Source organism: Nonomuraea sp. NPDC049028 (assembly GCF_043197735.1).
Classification (GTDB): Bacteria; Actinomycetota; Actinomycetes; order Streptosporangiales; family Streptosporangiaceae; genus Nonomuraea.
Window position 1 is genome coordinate 967344 of sequence record NZ_JBICTR010000002.1, and the last position, 18885, is coordinate 986228.

Annotated in this window: 15 protein-coding genes; 10 read left to right on the forward strand and 5 right to left on the reverse strand. The window is 67.9% G+C overall.

What is annotated here, in order from left to right; translation table 11 throughout:
* Positions 1-907: 907 nt before the first annotated feature.
* The gene (locus tag ACGFJ2_RS10605; RefSeq protein WP_393467019.1) at positions 908-1537 is read right to left on the reverse strand and encodes a maleylpyruvate isomerase N-terminal domain-containing protein; all 630 of its coding nucleotides are present in this window, start codon (positions 1535-1537) and stop codon (positions 908-910) included.
* A 743-nt stretch (positions 1538-2280) separates the two neighbouring features.
* On the opposite strand from ACGFJ2_RS10605, the gene ACGFJ2_RS10610 reads away from it, so the two are divergent.
* From ACGFJ2_RS10610 to dprA, 3 genes are all read left to right on the forward strand, one after another.
* Positions 2281-2634: a YraN family protein gene (locus ACGFJ2_RS10610; protein ID WP_357942951.1), complete on the forward strand. Its 354-nt coding sequence runs from the start codon at positions 2281-2283 to the stop codon at positions 2632-2634.
* 1 nt (position 2635) lies between these two features.
* Complete coding sequence (locus ACGFJ2_RS10615) at positions 2636-4171, forward strand: YifB family Mg chelatase-like AAA ATPase (protein WP_393466841.1); 1536 nt, start codon at positions 2636-2638, stop codon at positions 4169-4171.
* 76 nt (positions 4172-4247) lie between these two features.
* The gene (gene dprA, locus ACGFJ2_RS10620) at positions 4248-5936 is read left to right on the forward strand and encodes a DNA-processing protein DprA (RefSeq protein ID WP_357942955.1); all 1689 of its coding nucleotides are present in this window, start codon (positions 4248-4250) and stop codon (positions 5934-5936) included.
* 481 nt (positions 5937-6417) lie between these two features.
* On the opposite strand, the gene ACGFJ2_RS10625 is transcribed toward dprA, so the two are convergent.
* A complete protein-coding gene (locus ACGFJ2_RS10625) occupies positions 6418-6639 on the reverse strand; it encodes a hypothetical protein (RefSeq protein ID WP_393466845.1) in 222 nt (73 codons plus the stop codon).
* A 92-nt stretch (positions 6640-6731) separates the two neighbouring features.
* Between ACGFJ2_RS10625 and ACGFJ2_RS10630 the strand changes: the two genes are divergently transcribed.
* The 3 genes from ACGFJ2_RS10630 to ACGFJ2_RS10640 all read left to right on the forward strand — a co-directional run bounded on the left by ACGFJ2_RS10630 (position 6732) and on the right by ACGFJ2_RS10640 (position 11143).
* Positions 6732-7481, forward strand: a complete 750-nt coding sequence (locus tag ACGFJ2_RS10630; RefSeq protein ID WP_357942957.1) for a sulfite exporter TauE/SafE family protein — start codon at positions 6732-6734, stop codon at positions 7479-7481.
* Between the two features lie 179 nt (positions 7482-7660).
* A complete protein-coding gene (locus ACGFJ2_RS10635; RefSeq protein WP_393466849.1) occupies positions 7661-9223 on the forward strand; it encodes a cellulase family glycosylhydrolase in 1563 nt (520 codons plus the stop codon).
* A gap of 1023 nt (positions 9224-10246) precedes the next feature.
* Positions 10247-11143 carry a tyrosine recombinase XerC gene (locus ACGFJ2_RS10640; protein WP_358191544.1) on the forward strand — a complete coding sequence of 299 codons (897 nt, stop codon included), beginning with the start codon at positions 10247-10249 and terminating at the stop codon, positions 11141-11143.
* Positions 11144-11289: 146 nt separating this feature from the next.
* Here the strand turns inward: ACGFJ2_RS10640 and ACGFJ2_RS10645 are convergent, their stop codons facing one another.
* Positions 11290-11430 (reverse strand): hypothetical protein, encoded by a 141-nt coding sequence (locus tag ACGFJ2_RS10645; RefSeq protein ID WP_393466852.1) that lies wholly within the window; start codon positions 11428-11430, stop codon positions 11290-11292.
* On the opposite strand from ACGFJ2_RS10645, the gene ACGFJ2_RS10650 reads away from it, so the two are divergent.
* Complete coding sequence (locus tag ACGFJ2_RS10650; RefSeq protein ID WP_393466855.1) at positions 11420-11629, forward strand: hypothetical protein; 210 nt, start codon at positions 11420-11422, stop codon at positions 11627-11629. The genes ACGFJ2_RS10645 and ACGFJ2_RS10650 overlap by 11 nt on opposite strands.
* Before the next feature lie 1657 nt (positions 11630-13286).
* On the opposite strand, the gene ACGFJ2_RS10655 is transcribed toward ACGFJ2_RS10650, so the two are convergent.
* On the reverse strand, positions 13287-14723 hold the full coding sequence (locus ACGFJ2_RS10655) for a M23 family metallopeptidase (RefSeq protein WP_393466858.1): 1437 nt from the start codon (positions 14721-14723) through the stop codon (positions 13287-13289).
* Between ACGFJ2_RS10655 and ACGFJ2_RS10660 the strand changes: the two genes are divergently transcribed.
* Positions 14722-15198 (forward strand): GNAT family N-acetyltransferase, encoded by a 477-nt coding sequence (locus tag ACGFJ2_RS10660; protein ID WP_393466861.1) that lies wholly within the window; start codon positions 14722-14724, stop codon positions 15196-15198. The two genes, ACGFJ2_RS10655 and ACGFJ2_RS10660, sit on opposite strands and share 2 nt — an antisense overlap.
* Positions 15199-15536: 338 nt before the next feature.
* Here ACGFJ2_RS10660 and ACGFJ2_RS10665 read toward each other — a convergent pair whose 3' ends face one another.
* A complete protein-coding gene (locus tag ACGFJ2_RS10665; RefSeq protein WP_393467022.1) occupies positions 15537-16871 on the reverse strand; it encodes an MFS transporter in 1335 nt (444 codons plus the stop codon).
* Positions 16872-16981: 110 nt separating this feature from the next.
* Between ACGFJ2_RS10665 and ACGFJ2_RS10670 the strand changes: the two genes are divergently transcribed.
* Together ACGFJ2_RS10670 and rpsB are read left to right on the forward strand one after the other, a co-directional pair.
* Positions 16982-17590: a winged helix-turn-helix domain-containing protein gene (locus ACGFJ2_RS10670; RefSeq protein ID WP_357942971.1), complete on the forward strand. Its 609-nt coding sequence runs from the start codon at positions 16982-16984 to the stop codon at positions 17588-17590.
* 220 nt (positions 17591-17810) lie between these two features.
* On the forward strand, positions 17811-18740 hold the full coding sequence (gene rpsB, locus ACGFJ2_RS10675; protein WP_357942973.1) for a 30S ribosomal protein S2: 930 nt from the start codon (positions 17811-17813) through the stop codon (positions 18738-18740).
* Positions 18741-18885 lie beyond the last annotated feature (145 nt).

The window sequence follows — 18885 nt, forward strand, 5'->3', positions numbered from 1 at the left end:
TCCGGGCCAGCCCTGAAGGGTCGCCCATGGGCCAGCATGGCCACCCACCTGCTCGGCCACTCGCTCGCTGGGAGCCACTCACTCACTCGGGGTCAGTCACCCCGGTTCCTCACACGTCCGCCCGTGGCCAACCGGCTGGCCGTCATGGCTCATCGAACGGGCCGATCCATAGCCCCGTCGCCGGGGCCTGCCCACAGTCAGCCGCTGGGCACCACAGCCACGACAGCCCGCCACCTGCAGCCCCGCCGCCGGGGTCTGCCCACAGTCAGCCGCTGGGCATCACAGCCACGACAGCCCGCCACCTGCAGCCCCGCCGCCGGGGTCTGCCCACAGTCAGCCGCTGGGCATCACAGCCACGACAGCCCGCCACCTGCTGGGCCACACGCTCAATCGGGGGTCAGTCGCCCGGTTCCCGCGCGCTCACGGATATCCGACTGCCTGGCCGCCATAGCCAATCCACAATCACCCGCCGGGGCCTACCCGTAGCCGGCCGCCCGGGCACCGCAGCCACACGGTCACCCGCCAGCCCGCCCGCCCCCCGAACCACTCATCCAACTTGGGGTCGACGCCGTGGTTCCTCGCACGTCCGCCCGTGACGAACCGCCGGGCCGTCAGGGCCCATCGACCGGGCCGATCCACAGCCGCGCCGGGCCTACCCACAGCCAACCACTGGGCGCCGCAACCACTTGGCTACCCGCCCGGGTCCCTTCCTCCTAGGCACTCGCGGGATCCCCAGAGGGCCGCCCGCTAGGGCGCCAGCTCCTCATGGGCCCCAAGCACAGCCCCCTGCCGGCCACCCCCATAGCCCTCTCTAGGGCCCGTAGAACCCCACAGGCCGTAGACCCCTTGCGGACCGTGGAACCCCACGGGCCGTAGACCCTGCGGGCCGTAGCCCACGGTGAACCGCTCAACCGAGGATAAGCGGGAGCTTAGCGGCGAAATCACCCAGCGCGGCCTTCTCCGCGTCGGTCGGCGTACGACGTCCGGTGCCGATCAGCAGCGCGTCCTTGTCAGAGAACGAGGCGGGAAACGAGGTCCCGCCGATCTTCTCAAGCGACGCGCGCGCCGCCACGAGGGTCTCGGCGGGCGGCTCGGCGGCCGACGGCAGATGCGCGATCAGGTCGAGGTGGTGCAAGGTCCATTCGAGCACGTACGCGGACAGATAGTCGCCGACGGTCAGCACCTCGTCGCGTGTACTGACGTGCACGGCGGGATCGGCGAGTTCGGCAGCACGACCAGCGGCGGAACCGACGTCGTCGAGATGGAACTTGAGCAACCGCGGCTCGCCGTACGCGGCGGCCAGCCGGGGGATCAGCGCATCGAGCGGGTCCTCGCCGGTCGGGGGCTCGACAAGGTTCCAGTAGGTGACCGCGTCCACGGTCGGTTCGGTTTCTACGGGCGTGACCAGCGTGATCAGTACGTCCTGGGCGTCGATGACCAGGTGGCACGCCAGGTCTCGAACGAGCCAGCCGACACAACCGGACGGCCGCTCGAAGTCCTCATCCGGGATTTCGGCGACCGCCGTACGCAACGCCATCCAAGAGCGTGAGAAGAGATCCACTGCGGCACGGTAATGCCGGACGCGAACGGCGGACAAGCGTAATAGAACGCCCGATTCACGTACCCGGACGGTTGTTCGCGCATCTCGGCGGCCTCCCACGTTAACTAGCGCAGCTCACCCGCCACCACCTGCTCCGCCACAGGCCACCCGCAACGCGACGGGCCACTCGCAATCCCCGCAGTCACCCGCACGCGCACTGTCGCTCCACTGCCACCTGCACCCGTACAACCACCCGCACTCCCCGCGGTCACCCGCTACAGCCGTCCCGCAGCCGCCATGGGGCCCCTGACCGACGCAGGCCGGTCAGCCGCACCGCCGTAAGCCACCCGCGCTCCCCCGCTACAGCCGTCCCGCAGCCGCCACGGGGCACCCGCACCGCCGCAGGCCGGTCACCCGCACCGCCACTGACCACCTGCACCTGCCACAGGCCACTCAGGGCGGATGGATCACCTGGACCGATTCATTCTGGGCGGATGGATCACCTGGGTCGGCTCATTCTGGGCGGGTGGCTTACGGCGAGGCCATCCGGAGCAGCCATTCGGCGAGGCCACCCGGAGCGGCAGCGCACCTCACCCGGCGCCTGGCGCGTTGCCAGATGCCCAACCCCGCCCCCGACTTATCCACAACCCCCGGACCCACAGCCCCCTCTGTCCACAGAACCTCGCTCGGCCCCAATCGCCCATCCCCGATCCGCGAAAGTCAGGGCCCGGAGGTGCCACATGGCCGCGAGGAACGACCTCGGCAAACACGGCGAGCAGCTCGCCGTCAACTACCTGGAAGCCGAGGGAATGACCATTATCGAACGCAACTGGCGTTGCCGCCACGGCGAGATCGACGTCATCGCCGAGGACGGCCCCAACCTGGTCGTGGTAGAGGTCAAGACCAGATCCAGCCGATCACACGGCACAGCCCTGGAGTCGGTACGACCGGCCAAACTGGCCAAGCTCCGCATGCTCGCCGCCAAATGGCTCATGACCCAGCCCCGCGCCTTCGACACGGTCAGAATCGACGTGATCGCCCTGGAGCGCTTCGCCGGTGACTACTCCCTCCAGCACGTACGGGGGGCGATCTGAGATGGCAGTCGCGAGGACCCGCAGCGTGGCCCTGGTCGGCGTCAAAGGCCGCAGCGTGGAAGTGGAAGCCGATGTGGGCAACGGCTTGGCGGGGATCCACCTCATCGGCCTGCCGGACATGGCACTCAGCGAGGCCAGAGAACGGGTCAGATCGGCGATGGTCAACAGCCATTTCCCCTGGCCAGACGCCCGCATCACAGTAAGCCTCTTCCCCGCAAGCCTTCCCAAGCGTGGCAGCCAGTTCGATCTCGCCATAGCCGTGGCCATACTGGGCGCCGCCGGGGTGGTCCCCGCCGACCGGGTCGCGGAGCCTTTCTTCCTCGGCGAACTCGGCCTCGACGGACGCCTGAGACCCGTGCGTGGCGTTCTCCCGTCGGTGCTGGGCGCTGCCGAGCACGGAGACGTCACGGTGGTCGTCCCCGCCGCGAACTCGGCGGAAGCGGCGCTGGTGCCCGATGTCAAGGTGGCGCCGTTCACCGACCTGCGCCAGCTGGTGGAGTGGCTACGACGGGGAGACGACCTGCCCGAGTGGCACATCCAAGAGGTTCCAGAGCCGCCTCAGCCGACCATTCAGCCCGCCGTCGACCTGTCCGACGTGGCCGGCCAGCCGGTAGCCCGCCGAGCACTTGAGATATGCGCGGCGGGAGGCCACAACCTCTGGATGCTCGGCCCGCCCGGCACAGGCAAGACCTTGCTGGCCGAACGCCTCCCCACACTCCTCCCCGACCTGGAGCTGGACCACGCCCTTGAGGTGACGGCCATCCACTCGGTGGCAGGCGTACTCCCGGCCAGCAGCCCCATGCTGAGCAGACCGCCGTTCGTCAGCCCTCACCACACCGCCACGGCGGCGGCCATCATCGGCGGCGGCAGCACCGTCATACGCCCCGGCGCGGTCTCTCTCGCCCACCGGGGAGTCTTGTTCATGGATGAAGCCCCCGAATTTCCCCGCCATATCCTCGACTCCCTCCGCCAGCCCCTGGAGGCCGGTCGCGTGACGGTGTGCAGATCAGCGGGCTCCGTCACCTTCCCGGCCCGCTTCATGCTCGTTCTCGCCGCCAACCCCTGCCCTTGCGCTCAGCCCCAGGACCAGGGCGAAAGCTGCCAGTGCTCACCCACGATGAGACGCCGCTACCTGGCCAGACTGTCCGGCCCGCTTCTCGACCGCGTAGACATGAAGGTCACAGTCGCCCGTACGTCCAGACGCGAGCTCATGGCCGACCGCCAGTTCGTCGAACCGAGCAAGATCGTGGCCGAGCGCGTGCTGGCAGCCCGCCAACGAGCCGCCAAACGCCTGGCCGGCACCGCCTGGCGCACGAACGCCGAAATCCCGTCCGCCGCCCTCCACGCCGACTACCGCCCTTCAGACGCCGCCATGAAGTGCATGACGACCGCCCTCGACTCGGGCGCCCTCAGCGCGCGCGGCCTCGATCGCGTCCTACGAGTCGCGTGGACCCTTACGGACTTGGCCGGCAAACCCCGCCCCGAAGACACGGAAACGTCGACAGCCCTCGCCTTGTGGCTGGGGGTGAACACGTGACCCCTCAACCCGCCGCGCAGCCACCACCGAGGCCCGGCGCACCCGAAGCCCGCATTCCCACCCCTCAGGAGCGTCGATGACGAGAGCAGAAGTGGAGGCGAGGGCCGCGCTCATGCGCGTAGCCGACGCTGGAGACCCGACGATGGGTCGCCTCGTCGCCTGCTGCGGCGCCGAGGCAGCAATCGACGCGGTACGTACGGAGACCCTCCCGCCCGATTTCATCTCCCAGGAAACCCAAGACCACCACATCCCGGACCCCGGCCAACGCCGACTGGCGGACCCCAGCGGGCAGCACCTTCCGGACCTCACCCAACACCGACTGGTGGACCCCAGCGGGCAGCACCTCCTGGACCCCACCCAACGCCGACGGGCGGACCTCAACGGGCAGCACATCTCGGACGCCCCCCAGCACCAATTGTCGGATCCCACCCGGCAGCACATGCCGGACCCGACTCAGCCACACATCCCGGACCCAATGTGGCAGCACATCGCAGCCGACCTCACCCAACGTCAGCTAAATGACCCAAGCCGACAACACGGAGACAATCCCACCCAGAGGCAGACCACAGACTCCGGGGGGCAATGCGGAACGACGACAATCCCCCAGCAACGGATCTCCGACTCCACTCAGCAGCACGTCACAGGCCCCGGCCAGCAACTCGGCACGGCCTTCACAGAGCGTCGCATAACAGAGCTCACCCAGCGACTACGCGCCTGGCGCGCCCGTCTGGAGTCCGCCGATCCCGCAGCCGACCTCGCCAACGGCGAACGAAGCGGCGCCAGATTCATCATCCCCGGCAGTCCAGAATGGCCTACTCAGCTGGACCAACTCGGACCGCGCCGCCCTCTCGGCCTGTGGCTCCACGGCTCGGCCGACCTGCGCTTCTCCTGCCTGCGATCGATCGCCGTCGTCGGCGCACGAGCTGCCACGGCGTATGGTGTGCACGTCGCGGCTCAGTTCGCCGTGGGATTCAGTGACTCCGGCTGGACCGTGGTCTCGGGCGGTGCGTTCGGGATCGACGGCGCGGCCCATCGCGGCAGCCTGGCCGCCGACTCTCCGACGGTCGTCGTCCTGGCCTGCGGCGTCGACGTCAGCTACCCGACCGGACATCACGAACTGTTCGCCGCCGCCCGCGACCAGGGCGTTGTGGTCAGCGAGTGCCCTCCCGGCGTACACCCCACCCGTGCGCGCTTCCTCATCAGAAACCGGTTGATCGCCGCCCTGTCACGAGGCACCGTCGTAGTGGAGGCGGCACTCCGCAGCGGCGCACTCAACACAGCCGGTCACGCTTTGTCACTGCAACGCCACCTGGCGGCTGTGCCAGGCCCGATCACCTCCACCATGTCGGCCGGCTGCCACCGCCTCCTTCGCGAACGCAAGGCCGTCTGTGTCACTTCGCCAGAGGAAGTGATCGAACTGGTCGGTTCGATAGGCGACGACCTAGCCCCCCAAACTCGCGGCCCGGTCGTCCCACGAGACACGCTGAGCGAGACAACCAGCCGGGTCCTCGACGCCATCCCCACACGCGGCGCCGCAGGCCCCGCCTCCATCGCCGTAGCGGCCGGAGTCTCTCTGGACACGGCCCTGAGCGCACTGGGCGGCCTGGCCGCCGCAGGCTACATAGAACGAGTGGCCAAGGGCTGGCGCACCCGCAAAACACCATCAAGGACGTACGTGAAGGCCGACGAAACAGCACCTCCTAGGCAGTACCCCTCAGACCTAACCGATGACGACGATCTCCCACCTTCACCCGACGATCCGTGAACTTCCCGCGGGCAGTCCACACCCATGTGCCAGCGAGTCGCCCATGGCCGTAGGCGACACTCCCCGGCGAAGGGGCGAAGGGGCGAAGGGGCGAAGGGGCGAAGGGGCGAAGGGGCGAAGGGGCGAAGGGGCGAAGGGGCGAAGGGGCGAAGGGGCGAAGGGGCGAAACGCCTACCGATCTGGCCCCTGGGCGACCACCCGTTGTCTTATTTCCCGTATGACCACGCCATTCACGACGGCTCCCGCCGCTTCGCCCGATCTACGAACGCAGCCTCCGATCCGACGTCGTTGCGGCGGCGGCGATTCCGGTGGGGCGGATCAACGGGCCGGTGCTGCTGGTGACCGGAGAGGACGACCAGATCGGGTCGGCCAAGCGTTTCTCCCGTGAGCCCGAGGCGTGGCGTGGCGTGGCGGGCCGGTCTGCTGACCCAGATGCGGATCGAGGCGGGGGCGGGGGTCACCGGGTCTTGCTACCGGGGGATTAGCTGCCCGGCCGGGCGATCGTCCACGGCGGCGCACCGGAAGTGGACGTGGCGTTGGGCGCGGGGCACCGGGTCTTGCTACCGGGGGAGTAGCCGCTTGGCCCGGCGATCCTCCACAGCGGCGCACCGGAAGCGGACGCGCGCCGCCGCTCGGCGGCCGCCGTGGCCTGGCGGCGTTCGGGGCGCTGGTCCTGTACGGCCCTGGGCCACGCATCCGGCAAGGTCGTGATCTCCCTCTGAAACCACGCCCGATCATTCCCATATATTGGACTGATATGTCTTAGAAAGAGAGATGCGCTCTAGAGTTCCGAGCATGGCACCACTTGAGATGGTCGCGGTGCTGGCGGCCGGGATTGCGGGCGGAGCGATCAACACCGTCGTCGGCTCCGGGTCACTGATCACGTTTCCCACGCTGCTGGCCGTCGGCCTGCCGCCGATCACGGCGAATGTCTCCAACAACATCGGCCTGGTCCCCGGCGGCCTCACCGGTGTCATGGGCTACCGGGCCGAGCTGAAGGGCCAGCGGGAGCGGCTGCTCAGGCTGGCGCCAGCCTCCGTCATCGGCTCGCTGGCCGGCGGGCTGCTGCTGCTCACCCTGCCCGAGGGCAGCTTCAACGTGATCGTGAGCGTGCTGATCGCGCTGTCCTGCGCGCTGGTCATCACCCAGCCCAGGCTGAGCCGTCTGCTGTCCGCCCGGCCGGGGCACGCGCACGGCGGGCCGTGGCTGTGGCTGGGCACGCTCGCTGCCGGCGCGTACGGCGGCTATTTCGGCGCGGGCCAGGGCATCCTGCTCATCGGCCTGATGGGCATCATGCTGGACGAGGAGTTGCAGCGCATCAATGCGGCCAAGAACGTGCTCGCCCTGCTGGTCAACTTCACCGCCGCTGTCCTGTACATCCTGGTCGCGGACGTCGACTGGCAGGCCGTGCTGCTGGTGGCGCTGGGTTCGATGATCGGCGGCTTCTTCGGCGCACGCCTGGGCCGCAGGCTGCCCGCGCCGATCCTGCGCGGCGTGATCGTCTGCATCGGCGTCGTCGCGATCGCCAAGCTCCTGACGGCCTGATCAGCCGGAGGGTGGCCGCGGGCATGCACCGGTTGTTCCCCGTTCCAGAGCACTAGTCTGCCCAGTGAAACTTTCAAGCATTCTGCCTGGTCACAGCCATAGAACCCACGGTGCATTGACGAGCGTGAAGACGGCAGCCGAGCATGACGCCGCGTTCTCCCTCTCCGAAAGGCACCCCCATGCACTTGTCCAAGGCGATGACGGCCGCCCTGGCCACGCTGGTGGCCGGAGCGGCAGTCGCTGTCGCGGTGACCACGGCTGCCCCGGCAGGCGCAGCCGGCGGCACGGGCACCGGCTACCTGCACACCAGCGGCAACAAGATCGTTGACAGTACTGGCGCGACCGTGCGCCTGACCGGCCTCAACTGGTTCGGCATGGAGACCGACAACCGGACCTTCCACGGCCTGTGGTCGAGCACTCCCTGGAAGGGCCACCTCGACAAGATGGCCTCGCTGGGCTACAACACGATCCGCGTGCCGTACTCCAACGACGCGCTCAAGTCCGGCGCCACGGCCACCGGCATCAACGACTACGTCAACCCCGACCTGATCGGCCTGTCGCCGCTGCAGATCCTGGACAAGATCATCGCGTACGCGGGCGGCAAGGGCATGCGGATCATCCTCGATCGTCACCGCCCGACCGCCGCGGGCCAGTCCGCGCTCTGGTACGTCTCCGCCACGCCGGAGAGCACCTGGATCAACGACTGGAAGGCGCTGGCCCAGCACTACGCGAACAACCCCACCGTCATCGGCGCCGACCTGCACAACGAGCCGCACGCCGAGGGCACCAACCCCAACGCAACCGGCTCCTGCTGGGGCTGCGGCGACCAGGCCCGCGACTGGCGGCTGGCCGCCGAGCGTGCCGGCAACGCGGTTCTGTCGGTCAACCCCAACTGGCTGATCTTCGTGGAGGGCGTGAGCTGCCCGAGCGGCGGCCTGTCCAACGTGTGGGACGGCGATCCCAGCAACGACGAGGACTGCGGCTGGTGGGGCGGGAACCTGTCGAAGGCGGGCCAGTATCCGGTACGGCTCAACGTGGCCAACCGCCTGGTCTACTCGCCCCACGACTATGCGACCTCGGTCTACCACCAGACCTGGTTCGACGCCCCCGACTACCCCGCCAACCTGCCAGCCATCTGGGACAAGTACTGGGGCTACCTGTACAAGCAGAACATCGCGCCGATCATGATCGGCGAGTTCGGCACCACCTTGGCCGCGAACGTGGACAAGATCTGGCTGCAGGAGCTCCTGAAGTACACGGGTACCGGGGTGAACGGGATGTCGTTCACCTACTGGTCGTGGAACCCGAACTCTGGTGATACCGGGGGCATCCTCAACGACGACTGGACCACCGTCAACCAGGCCAAGCAGGCCATTCTCCAGCCGTACCTGATCCCGCCGACCGGCGGCACCGGGCAGCCCTCCGATACGCCCACGCCCAACCCACCCGGGCAGTGCACGGTGACGTACAAGCAGACGAACTCCTGGCAGGGCGGCTTCCAGGGCGAGCTGACGGTGAAGAACACCGGCACCGGCACGATCAGCGACTGGGCCGCCACCTGGACGTACCCGTCGGGCGTGACGCTGGTCAACGGCTGGAACGCGGTCGTGACCCAGTCGGGCACGACGTGGACCGCCAAGGGCCCCGACTACGCCAAGAACCTCGCCCCCGGCGCGTCGGTCGCCGTCGGCTTCACCGCCAACGGCCCGGCCGCCCAGCCCACCAACGCCACCTGCTCCTGACCCTTCCACCACGCCACCTGCTCCTTACCCTTCCCACCGTTCCGAACTCGCGCTCCTTCCCACCGTCACGGGCTCCCCGCTCCTCCCCACTGCCATGGGCGCTCGACTCTTCCCACCGTCAAAGGCTGCTGGCCTTACGACCGTCGCGAGTTCCTGACCCTCCCGCCGTCGCGGGCGGACGCGCTCCCGCCCGCGCCTCCGAACGAGCGCCCGCCTCGCGATCCACGACCGAGCACCGCGGGGCGGGCGCTCGCCTTCCCTCTTCAAGGGGCGGCACCCCAACGGCCCTCCCCCAAGAACGGCGAATTCCAACGCATCCGAGGTCTCTGGCTGGGGCTGCCGGGCGGCCGGCGCAGATGGCACTGACAGCCGCTGGGGGAGCATGGGTTGCTCATCCCTTCACGGGGGAGGCGCTGCCGCGAGCAAGGGATCATCGACGGTGGGCCCAGCGGGTGTGGGCGCGTGATCGCGATCTGGGCCGCTTCGGGCCAGGGCGGCGGGTCTGTCCCACCCAGTGGTGGATCAACGATCTTGTTGTGTGTTTTCTACGTGGGCGAACAACGAGCGCGCAGAAACTACACCGCTCTGCGGGACGTCATCTTCGACCGACGACCGACCGCGGTGGACAGGTTCTGCCAGAGGTGGAAACGGTCGGTTACCTGGACCGCTTCTGGCGCGCCGGTGCGAGCGGGCGATCTCGGCTTTCAGCTTGGCTAGATCGCTGATCCGCCGGTGGCGTCCCACTGAGTGGTGGATCCACGAACTCGCCGCATGGCTTGGTTTCTACCAGGGAGGATCGGTCCGAGCGACCGAGAAACCACGCCACTCCGCGGGGCGTCATCGATTCGCGACCAACGAGACACCGTCCCATCGGTCGGCTGCTGGTCGTGGACCAATGTGCAAAGGTGAAAGAAACGAGGCGACGGTAGGCCGATATACGGGTACAAGCCCGGCCGTGGGCTGTCGATCGCCTGGTGCGCGTGGCTCCGGCAGCGGTCGGCTTCTGTGGGAGGGGAGGCGCTTATGACCGACGGGTGGCTGGGGGCGGATGAGGTGACAGCCGAATTCGGCAGGTACTTGCGGTTTGAAAGAGACCTGTCCCCGCATACCGTGCGTGCTTATCTCTCCGACGTCACGGCCCTGTTCGAGCACCTGGACGGTCAGCTCCACGGTCTTGATATCAGTACGTTGCGCGAATGGCTGGCCGAGCAGCACGCTAACGGCAAGGCGAGGGCGACGCTGGCGCGCAGGACCGCCTGCGTACGTACCTTCACGGCCTACTGCCATCGCAGAGGCTGGTTGCCGGACGACCCCGGCCTGCTGTTGGGCAGTGCCAAGGCTCCCCGTCCGTTGCCTGCCGTACTCGATCTGGAGCAGGCTCAGGCCACCCTTGAAGTGCCGTCGGACGGAGAGCCCAAGGAATTGCGGGATCAGGCCATCCTGGAGCTGCTTTACGCCACAGGGGTGCGGGTGAGTGAGCTGTGCGCGCTGGACGTCGACGATGTCGATCGGGATCGGCACGTCATCAGGGTGCTCGGCAAGGGCCGTAAGGAACGGTCGGTGCCGTTCGGGTTGCCCGCGCTCCGTGCTCTGGACAGGTGGTGCGTCCACGGACGCCCCCGGTGGATCCGCGCCGGCTCGGGGGCGGCGGTGTTTCTTGGGGTACGAGGCGGGCGGATCGACGCGGGTACGGTGCGCCGGGTGGTGCACGCTCGCTTGCGTGAGGTCGAGGGAGCACCGGACATGGGCCCGCATGGGCTGCGACACACCGCGGCGACGCACCTGCTTGAAGGCGGCGCCGACCTGCGCAGCGTCCAGGAGCTTCTCGGACACGCATCGCTGCACACCACCCAGATCTACACGCATGTCTCGATCGAGCGCCTCCGCACGGCATACCGCCAGGCACACCCCAGGGCGTGACTGGACATCTGTTCGGGGCCCAGTGGGGGATTGGTTCGGGTCCTATCGCGGGAGCTTCGGCAAGACCGAGGTAGACACAGCTCAGGCCCCTCTCCGGGATCAAGGATGAGGGGCCTGAGTCGTTCCGGGCGCCAACGGGGGAGCCACTACCCAGCTTGGTCGCCGTTGCCGAAGACAGCATCCATGGTCTCAGCGCCATGGACGATGACCGGTCTGATCTGGTGTCGATAGACAGTTTGCGTGGTGGTGGGCGTCGAGTGCCCGACGAGATCGGCGATGCGTTCCACCGAGACGTCCTCATCGCTCAAGATCGAGACGAAAGAGTGGCGGAGCTCTCGTACCTTCAAGGCGGCCCAAGGAGCCGCACGCGCCGCCGTCACGGCGCACGCCACCACCTCCCGCTGCGCTCCCGGCGGCGACGCGCAGAACGCCGGACGGCTGGCGCGGACGAGTGGAAGGGGCCGCCAGGCGACAGTACAGACCTGATCACACAGGGGGCGCACTTCTCGGTTCACGTGGACGAGCCAGCCAGCGCACGCGTGCGCGGTCACGGGGCCGGCCTCACTGCATGCCTCCAGCGGGGGCGCTCCGGCTCCGGGATGTCGATCGCACGCACGTGCGGGTTGTGGGGTGGCTGGTGGGGTCCATCCCGCCTGCCATCGACCCAGGCAAGCCCAGCAGACCGCCTCCTCCGCCGCAAGCCCGGCTGTAACCGTTGGCGGCCAATGAACGTGGAAGCTGCCCACGCTGAGGGACACGTCAAGCCGGGCTTGCACCTCCGTCGCCGGTCCGCTGCCGCTCCGCGGTGGGTCAACGGCAGGATGGACAGAAGAATGCGTGGTCGGCTCGGCTCCTCAGCTGATATTTCGGCCTGAGGATTAGTTTGCGTCGCGTAGATGCTGTTCGCATGCATCTATAAGATCCAGTCGGCGTCCAGGTGCACTTCCCAGCCACACCTACAAGCCACCCGAGTTTCTCCGTTGGAATCAGTCCACCGAGTCGCATCGCTCTCATCGTGCTCGAAATATGCACGCGCCTTGCGCAGCTGCTTTTGCCAAGCGTCTGCGGGCTCTCCCCAGTATGCCTTCTTTCGCCAGCCGCAAGAGCACCCAACGGTTGGAGATGACATGCTGTCGTCACCCAATATAAATTCGTGATCCAGCCAAGGCATGCAGCCCCCCTTCATCTCCGCACTAATACCCGTTAAGTCGCGCAGCTTGTATTGATTTCTGAATTTTTGACTTTTCGTAAGTCTCTGGGAGGGGGCATTTTGCGGATGGTTTAGACCCGCCGGCTGAAAGGTAGCCTGCTCGTTGCGAGCGCTCCTCGCGTGAGTGACTGTCATCGCGCTGCTGCGCCCTCGACAGCACAGTGGTTCAACTGCTGGCAGGACTCTATGCCCTGGCCGTCGGACACGCCCAAGCTGGAGAGGCGTGATTGGCTGAGAGCCCGAAGGGAGCCAGAATGGGAGCCACACAGCGTGAACGGGCGCGAACGGGTCTGGGCTCGATTGACCGGCCTAACCACGCACCTGAACTCGCGTGGACTCATCAAAACCCTGAACTCCTGGTTCGAGTCCAATAGCGGACTGAGTTCCGGGTTCAGCGGGGGCTTGGTTCCCTGGTTCGAGAGAGGGAGATGGTGTCCCGCCCAGCGGCGGAACAACGATCTCGTTGTGCCTTTCCTACGTGGGCGAACAGGGCCGAGGGGGTGAGAAACTTCACCGCGTTGCGGGACGTCAGCTCGAGAGGGCTGGGTTTCGGGTCCTGCGGGATTCGGGTTTCCAGTCCAGCGGGGTTGTTGCTGGGGCTGGGTCCGGCCGGGGGACGAAATTGTGGGGTTCGGCGGGGTGGACCTAGTGCGCGCTGGCGTATGACCGACTTCGCTCGGTGAGATTTGGCGGGTTCGTCGGACCGACTGGCCGCATGACCGGGGGTCCCGTGTGGCAAGGCCTGGATGACGTCCCGCGGAGCGGTGTCGCTTCTCGGCTCCTCGGCTCCTCGGCTCCTCGGCCCTGTGAGTCCCCGGTAGAAGTCCTATAGCGAGATCGTGGATCCACCACTCAGTGGGACGCTGCCTCACAGAGGCTGGCAGCAGCCATCAGCCATCAGCCATCAGCCATCAGGCAGGCGGGCGCCCTGGGTTATCGCTTGATGGGCCTGGCTCTGCGTCGGCGCTTTCGTGGGGGTCGATTTCGCTGCTGTTTGCGGTGTTGACCTCGTGTGGTGCGCGGGTGCTGCGTGCGCGTACTTCGATGGCGGCGGATCAGGGTCATCAGCAGTAATGCGCTGAACAGCGTGCCCACGCTGATGATTGAGATGGCGGGTGTCGAGGCGGAACGTGCCGCGAAGCGGAAGGCGGGATTGGCGTCGGGAGGCCAGGAGGGTTCGTTCGAAACGGTGGGGCCGGGCGCAGGGGTGCGACCTGGCTGAGGTGGCGATGTCAGCGGTCGGGTAGTTGCCGTTGTTGCCGTAGAGGGAGTCATGTCGGCGGATGCCGGGTGGAGGTGTTCGGTGCTTGAGGGTGGTGGCTGCGTCCAGAGGGCGGCGGTGTCCAGGGCGTCCAGGTTCCAGTAAGGGAGGAGGCGGATGTGGGCTTGTCCGAGGAGGAGCAAGGGGTCCAGGTAGTGGGAGCCGCGCAGGAGGCCCCAGTGAAGACAGGATTCTCGGCAGTGGCCAGTTGGCCGTTCGATGACTCCCAGGCGGGTGCCGGGCGTTACGCGCTGGTGCCGGCGTACTGATGCGTTGACCGGCAGATACGTCGTGCGTAGGCCGTCCGTGTGCTCGATGGTGACCACACCCCGGCCCGCGAGGGGGCCGGCGAAGCGGACGATGCCTGGGCCTGCGGCTACGACAGGGGTGCTGGGTGGGGCGCCGAGGTCGATGCCCCGGTGGCCCGACAGCCACGGCTCGGGTGGGGGTGCGAACTGGCGGAGGACTCTGGGGTGTCCGCCCAGTGGCCATCGCCAGGTGGGGCGGTCGGCAGCGGCGGCGGGGCTTGCGAGTGCCAAGGAGATCAGGGGGATGGCTAGGGCGAGGAGGGCGGCCAGAAGCGTCACCGGGTATGACGGCGCTCCTCGCTGAAGGTGTTTTGTTGGCGGGGGATGGGTTGACCTGCCGCTGTCGGAGGGGCGTGGGCGGATTGTGGGGGTTTCGTGGTTGAAGGGGTGGTGGTGAGTTGTGGGCTTTTGGTGGGCGAAGAGGTGCGTGGGTTTGAGGCCGAAGAGGCGTGGAGCTGTGGGGCCGAAGAGGTGCGGGGATTCGGGGCTGGAGTGGCTGTTGGGAGTGTCAGGGCGGGAGTGAAGCGGATGGTTGCGATGCCGTGATGGAGGGGTGGGGTGGGAGCGATGCCGTGATGGAGGGGCGGGGTGGAAGTGATGCGGTGATTGAAGGGCGGAGTTGGAAGAGGTAAGAGGTGGCGGACAGCAGGGGGTGGGATGGATGGGCATGCGGTGAGTTTGCGGGAAAGGTGGGGGCGGTCGGAGGGGCGAACGTAATTCTGTGGAAAAGGAGGGTGCGGGTCGGTAAGCCTGTGGATTACTGCTGCCATCGTGGCGCGGGCGGGGTTGGGGAGGCGGCATGGTTGAGCTGCGTGGGTCCCGGGTGATACTGCGGGACGTCGTACGGGATGACGAGGCGCGGCTGGGGGAGATCGCGGGGACGCCGGAGGTGGCCAAGTGGTGGGGGCCGGTCGATGAGTTCGACGACATGCTCGCCATTACGGTCGGCGGCGAGGTGATCGGGGCCATCCAGTACGAGGAGGTCGAGGATCCGATGTATCGCAGCTCGGGGATCGACATCTTCCTCGGACCGCGGTGGCACGGACGCGGGTTCGGGCAGGAAGCCGTTCGTACGTTGGCGCGATGGTTGATCGAGGAGCGGGGGCATCACCGGCTGACCATCGATCCTGCGGCGCACAACACGGTGGCCATCAATGCCTACGAGCGGGTGGGGTTCAAGCGGGTGGGGATTATGCGGGCCTATGAGCGGAATCCGGTGACTGGAGAGTTTCACGATGGGTTGCTTATGGACCTACTGGCGGACGAGTTGATCTAGCCAAACGAGGGGCCGCGTCTGGCTGGGTGAAGGATTGTGTTTGAGGGCCTGTGCTCAAAGGGTTGGTGGCTGAGGCCGGGGTGTAGTTGCCTGAGCCGTATGTCACGGATGGCGACGCTGGATGCTCCACGCTGCGGTGTTCGCAGAGCTGGGCCGTCAGGTTGATGTTCGGTCGCCACGGTGCGTCGGATAGACGGTGTCGGTCGCCATGGTGTGTGGTGCGGACGGTGAATGTCGGTCGCCGTGGTGCGGACGGTGGACGTCGGTCGCCATGGTGCGTCGGCTCGATGGGGAACGTCAGTGGGTGGCGGTGAACGAGGCGTTCTCGTCTGGAAGGGTCAGGACTTCGAGGGCTCTGGTGAGGGCTGGGTCGATGCCGGGTCAGTGGGGTCCGCGAAGCGACGGCGGCGGCCAGGGCGCAGGGGAGAGGCCCAGATCCAGATCGTACTGAGTGCGATGCCGACCGCTGAGACGAGAATGACGGGACGCAGGCCCGCGAACTCGGCCAGCGCGCCACCCGCGAGGCCGCCCAGAGCCATGACGCCCTGTACGGCGAACGTCATGGTGGCATTGACGCGGCCACGGAGTTCGGGGGCAGTTTCGCGCAGGACGATCGCGCCCATGCAGGTCGCGAACGCGACTACGACGCCACCTGTGACGACGCCGGTGAGCGTGAGCAGAGCCAGCTTCCACCAGAGGGGTCCGCTGAGCAGCCCCACTGCCAGTATTTCGATCGGGAAGAAGAGTACGGAGGCGAGGAGCACGCGGTTCTCGCCGTAGCGTTTGGCGGCGCGGGTGGTGATCCAGGCGCCGATGAGCCCGCCGACGCCGCCGAGGGCGATGAGGGCGCCGATGAGGCCCCTGGGGATGCCGAGGGTGTTCACCATGTACAGCATGTAGACGGCCGTGTAGGCCAGGGCGAAGAAGTTGATGGTGACGCCCGCGCCGAGGAGGGCACGGAGTACGGGATGGGTGGCGCTGACGCGGAGCCCTTCGGTCACGTCTCGCCACATGCCTCGGGAGGGGGCCGGCTCGTTCTTCTCCGGGGTACGGATCGAGCGCAGCAGCAGTGCCGAGGCCAGGAACGACAGCGCCTCCGTGAACACCGCCAGCGGGGCCGTCAGCAGTTGTACGAGGAGCCCGGCCAGGCCGGGGCCGCCGACGGAAGCCACTGAGTAGGAGGCGTGGAAGCCGGCCATGGCCTCCGTTCGCTGTTCGGGGGAGACGATCGCGGCCACGTGCGGGAAGTTCGCGGCCCTGAAGAGCACGCCCGCTGAGCCGATGACCAGGGCGACGACGATGAGCCAGAAGGCGTTGAGCACGCCCAGGAGCCAGGCCACAGGGACCGTCAGTGCGGCGGCGCAGGAGACGAGTTCGCAGGCGATCATGAGGGGGCGGTGGCGCGAGAGGCGGTCGGCGATCGCGCCCGACTGGAGGCCGAGGAGCAGGGCGGGGAGTGAGGCCGCCCCAGTGAGCAGGCCCATTTCCATGGGGGAGGCGGCGAGCAGGGTGACCGCGGACAGCGGCACGGCCAGCTTGGACACCTCGGAGCCGGTTATGGAGATGGTGCGAGCGGTCCAGAGCAGTCGATAGTCGCGCTGTTTGAGGAGCGGGGTGAGGTCTGGCGCCGGTGGGGCGTCCCCAGGTGAGGCCGGCGCGCCTCCGGGTGCGATCCGATCGCGAGTTGGCGCCGATTTGTGAAGGGAATGCTTCATAACTATGAAAGTAACCCTTCAGGGTTATGAAGGCAATGCTTCACATCACTTCCGGGTACCTTGGTGCCATGACGCGGGAGAGCCTCAGTGACCCCAAGGCGATGCGGGCCCTGGCGCACCCGGCCCGGCTGGCGATCCTGAACCGGCTGGGTGTCGACGGCAGCGCCACCGCCACCGAGGTCGCCGAGGTCGCCGGCATCACTCCGAGTGCCGCCAGCTACCACCTGCGCATGCTGGCCAAGTACGGGTTCGTGGAAGATGCGCCGCCGCGCGGCGACGGGCGGGAGCGGGTCTGGAAGCCGACGAGTACGCCCCTGTCGGTCGGCGTGCAGCCCGGCGATCAGCCGGAGGTGCGTGAGGCCAAGCACCTGCTGATCCAGGCGTTTCGCAAGGAAGCGGACGAGGAGGCCCGGCGGGCGCTGGAGAACATCGACCAGGAGCCCGAGGAGTGGCGCGAGGCGACCCGCTTCAGCCGCCTGATGCTGCGGCTCGACGCCGAGGAGATGGCGCGGCTCAATGTCGAGGTCGAGAAGCTGTTCGAGCCGTACCTGGCGCGCCATCGCGATGAGCGGGCGGCGCCTCCCGGTGCCAGGATCGCCGAGGCCCAGGTCAATCTCTTCCCGCATGTGCGGAGGGCGGCGCCGGGGCTGCCTACGGAGGACCACGACGCGGGCTGACCCGAGACGGTCAGGCCGGGGCGGCGTGGGAGGTAGACTTTTGGGTGGCCTGCGCATCACAGGCCGACTTCGCATGCCCCATCGCGGACCGCCCCATCGGTCCGAGCCACGGCTCGGCTGGAGCGGGTTCGGGGCATCAGGGCGACAGCCATTGGGCTGCCGCGGCACAACCGAGAACCGCGCCCGCCCGCACGGGCGCCCAGACCTGGAGGACCATCACATGGCCCCCGTCGTCACCATGCGACAGCTGCTCGAGAGCGGCGTTCACTTCGGGCACCAGACCCGCCGCTGGAACCCGAAGATGAAGCGCTTCATCTTCACCGAGCGCAACGGCATCTACATCATCGACCTGCAGAAGTCGCTGTCGTTCATCGACCGTGCCTACGACTTCGTCAAGGAGACGGTCGCCCACGGCGGCACGATCCTGTTCATCGGCACCAAGAAGCAGGCGCAGGAGGCCATCTCCGAGCAGGCGGCTCGCGTCGGCATGCCGTACGTCAACCAGCGCTGGCTGGGTGGCATGCTCACCAACTTCTCCACCGTGCACAAGAGGCTTCAGCGTCTGAAGGAGCTCGAGGAGCTCGACTTCGACAACGTCGCCGCCTCGGGGCTCACCAAGAAGGAGCTCCTCATGCGCCGGCGTGAGAAGGACAAGCTCGAGCGCACGCTCGGCGGCATCCGTGACATGGGCCGCGTGCCCAGCGCGGTGTGGATCGTCGACACCAAGAAGGAGCACATCGCGATCAGCGAGGCCAAGAAGCTTGGCATCCCTGTCGTCGCGATCCTCGACACCAACTGCGACCCCGACGAGGTCGACTACCCGATCCCCGGCAACGACGACGCCATCCGCGCCGTCGGCCTGCTGACCAGGGTCGTCGCCGACGGTGTCGCGGCCGGTCTGATGGCTCGCTCGGGCGCCGCCCGCGGTGACGAGAAGCCCGCTGCCGCCGAGCCGCTGGCCGAGTGGGAGCGCGAGCTCATCGAGCAGGGCGCCGCCGAGCAGGCCGCCCCTGAGCCGGCCGCCGAGGCCGCCGCTCCCGAGGCTGAGGCCGTCGCTCCCGAGGCTGAGGCCGCTGCCCCTGAGGCTGAGGTCGCGGCTGAGGTCGCTCCGGCCGCCGCCGAGGGCGAGACCGAGCAGCAGCAGGCCTGACCGCTCACACCTCGGGTGAACACCGAGGTGGCGAGCAGTCGCCTACCCAGCCCGGCTCCGTGGAGTGACCCGCACGCGAGGCCGAGCGGAAATCGCAGACGCTGAGCCCGGCGGCGGGGGGTCGAGACCCCCGCCGCCGGGCAAG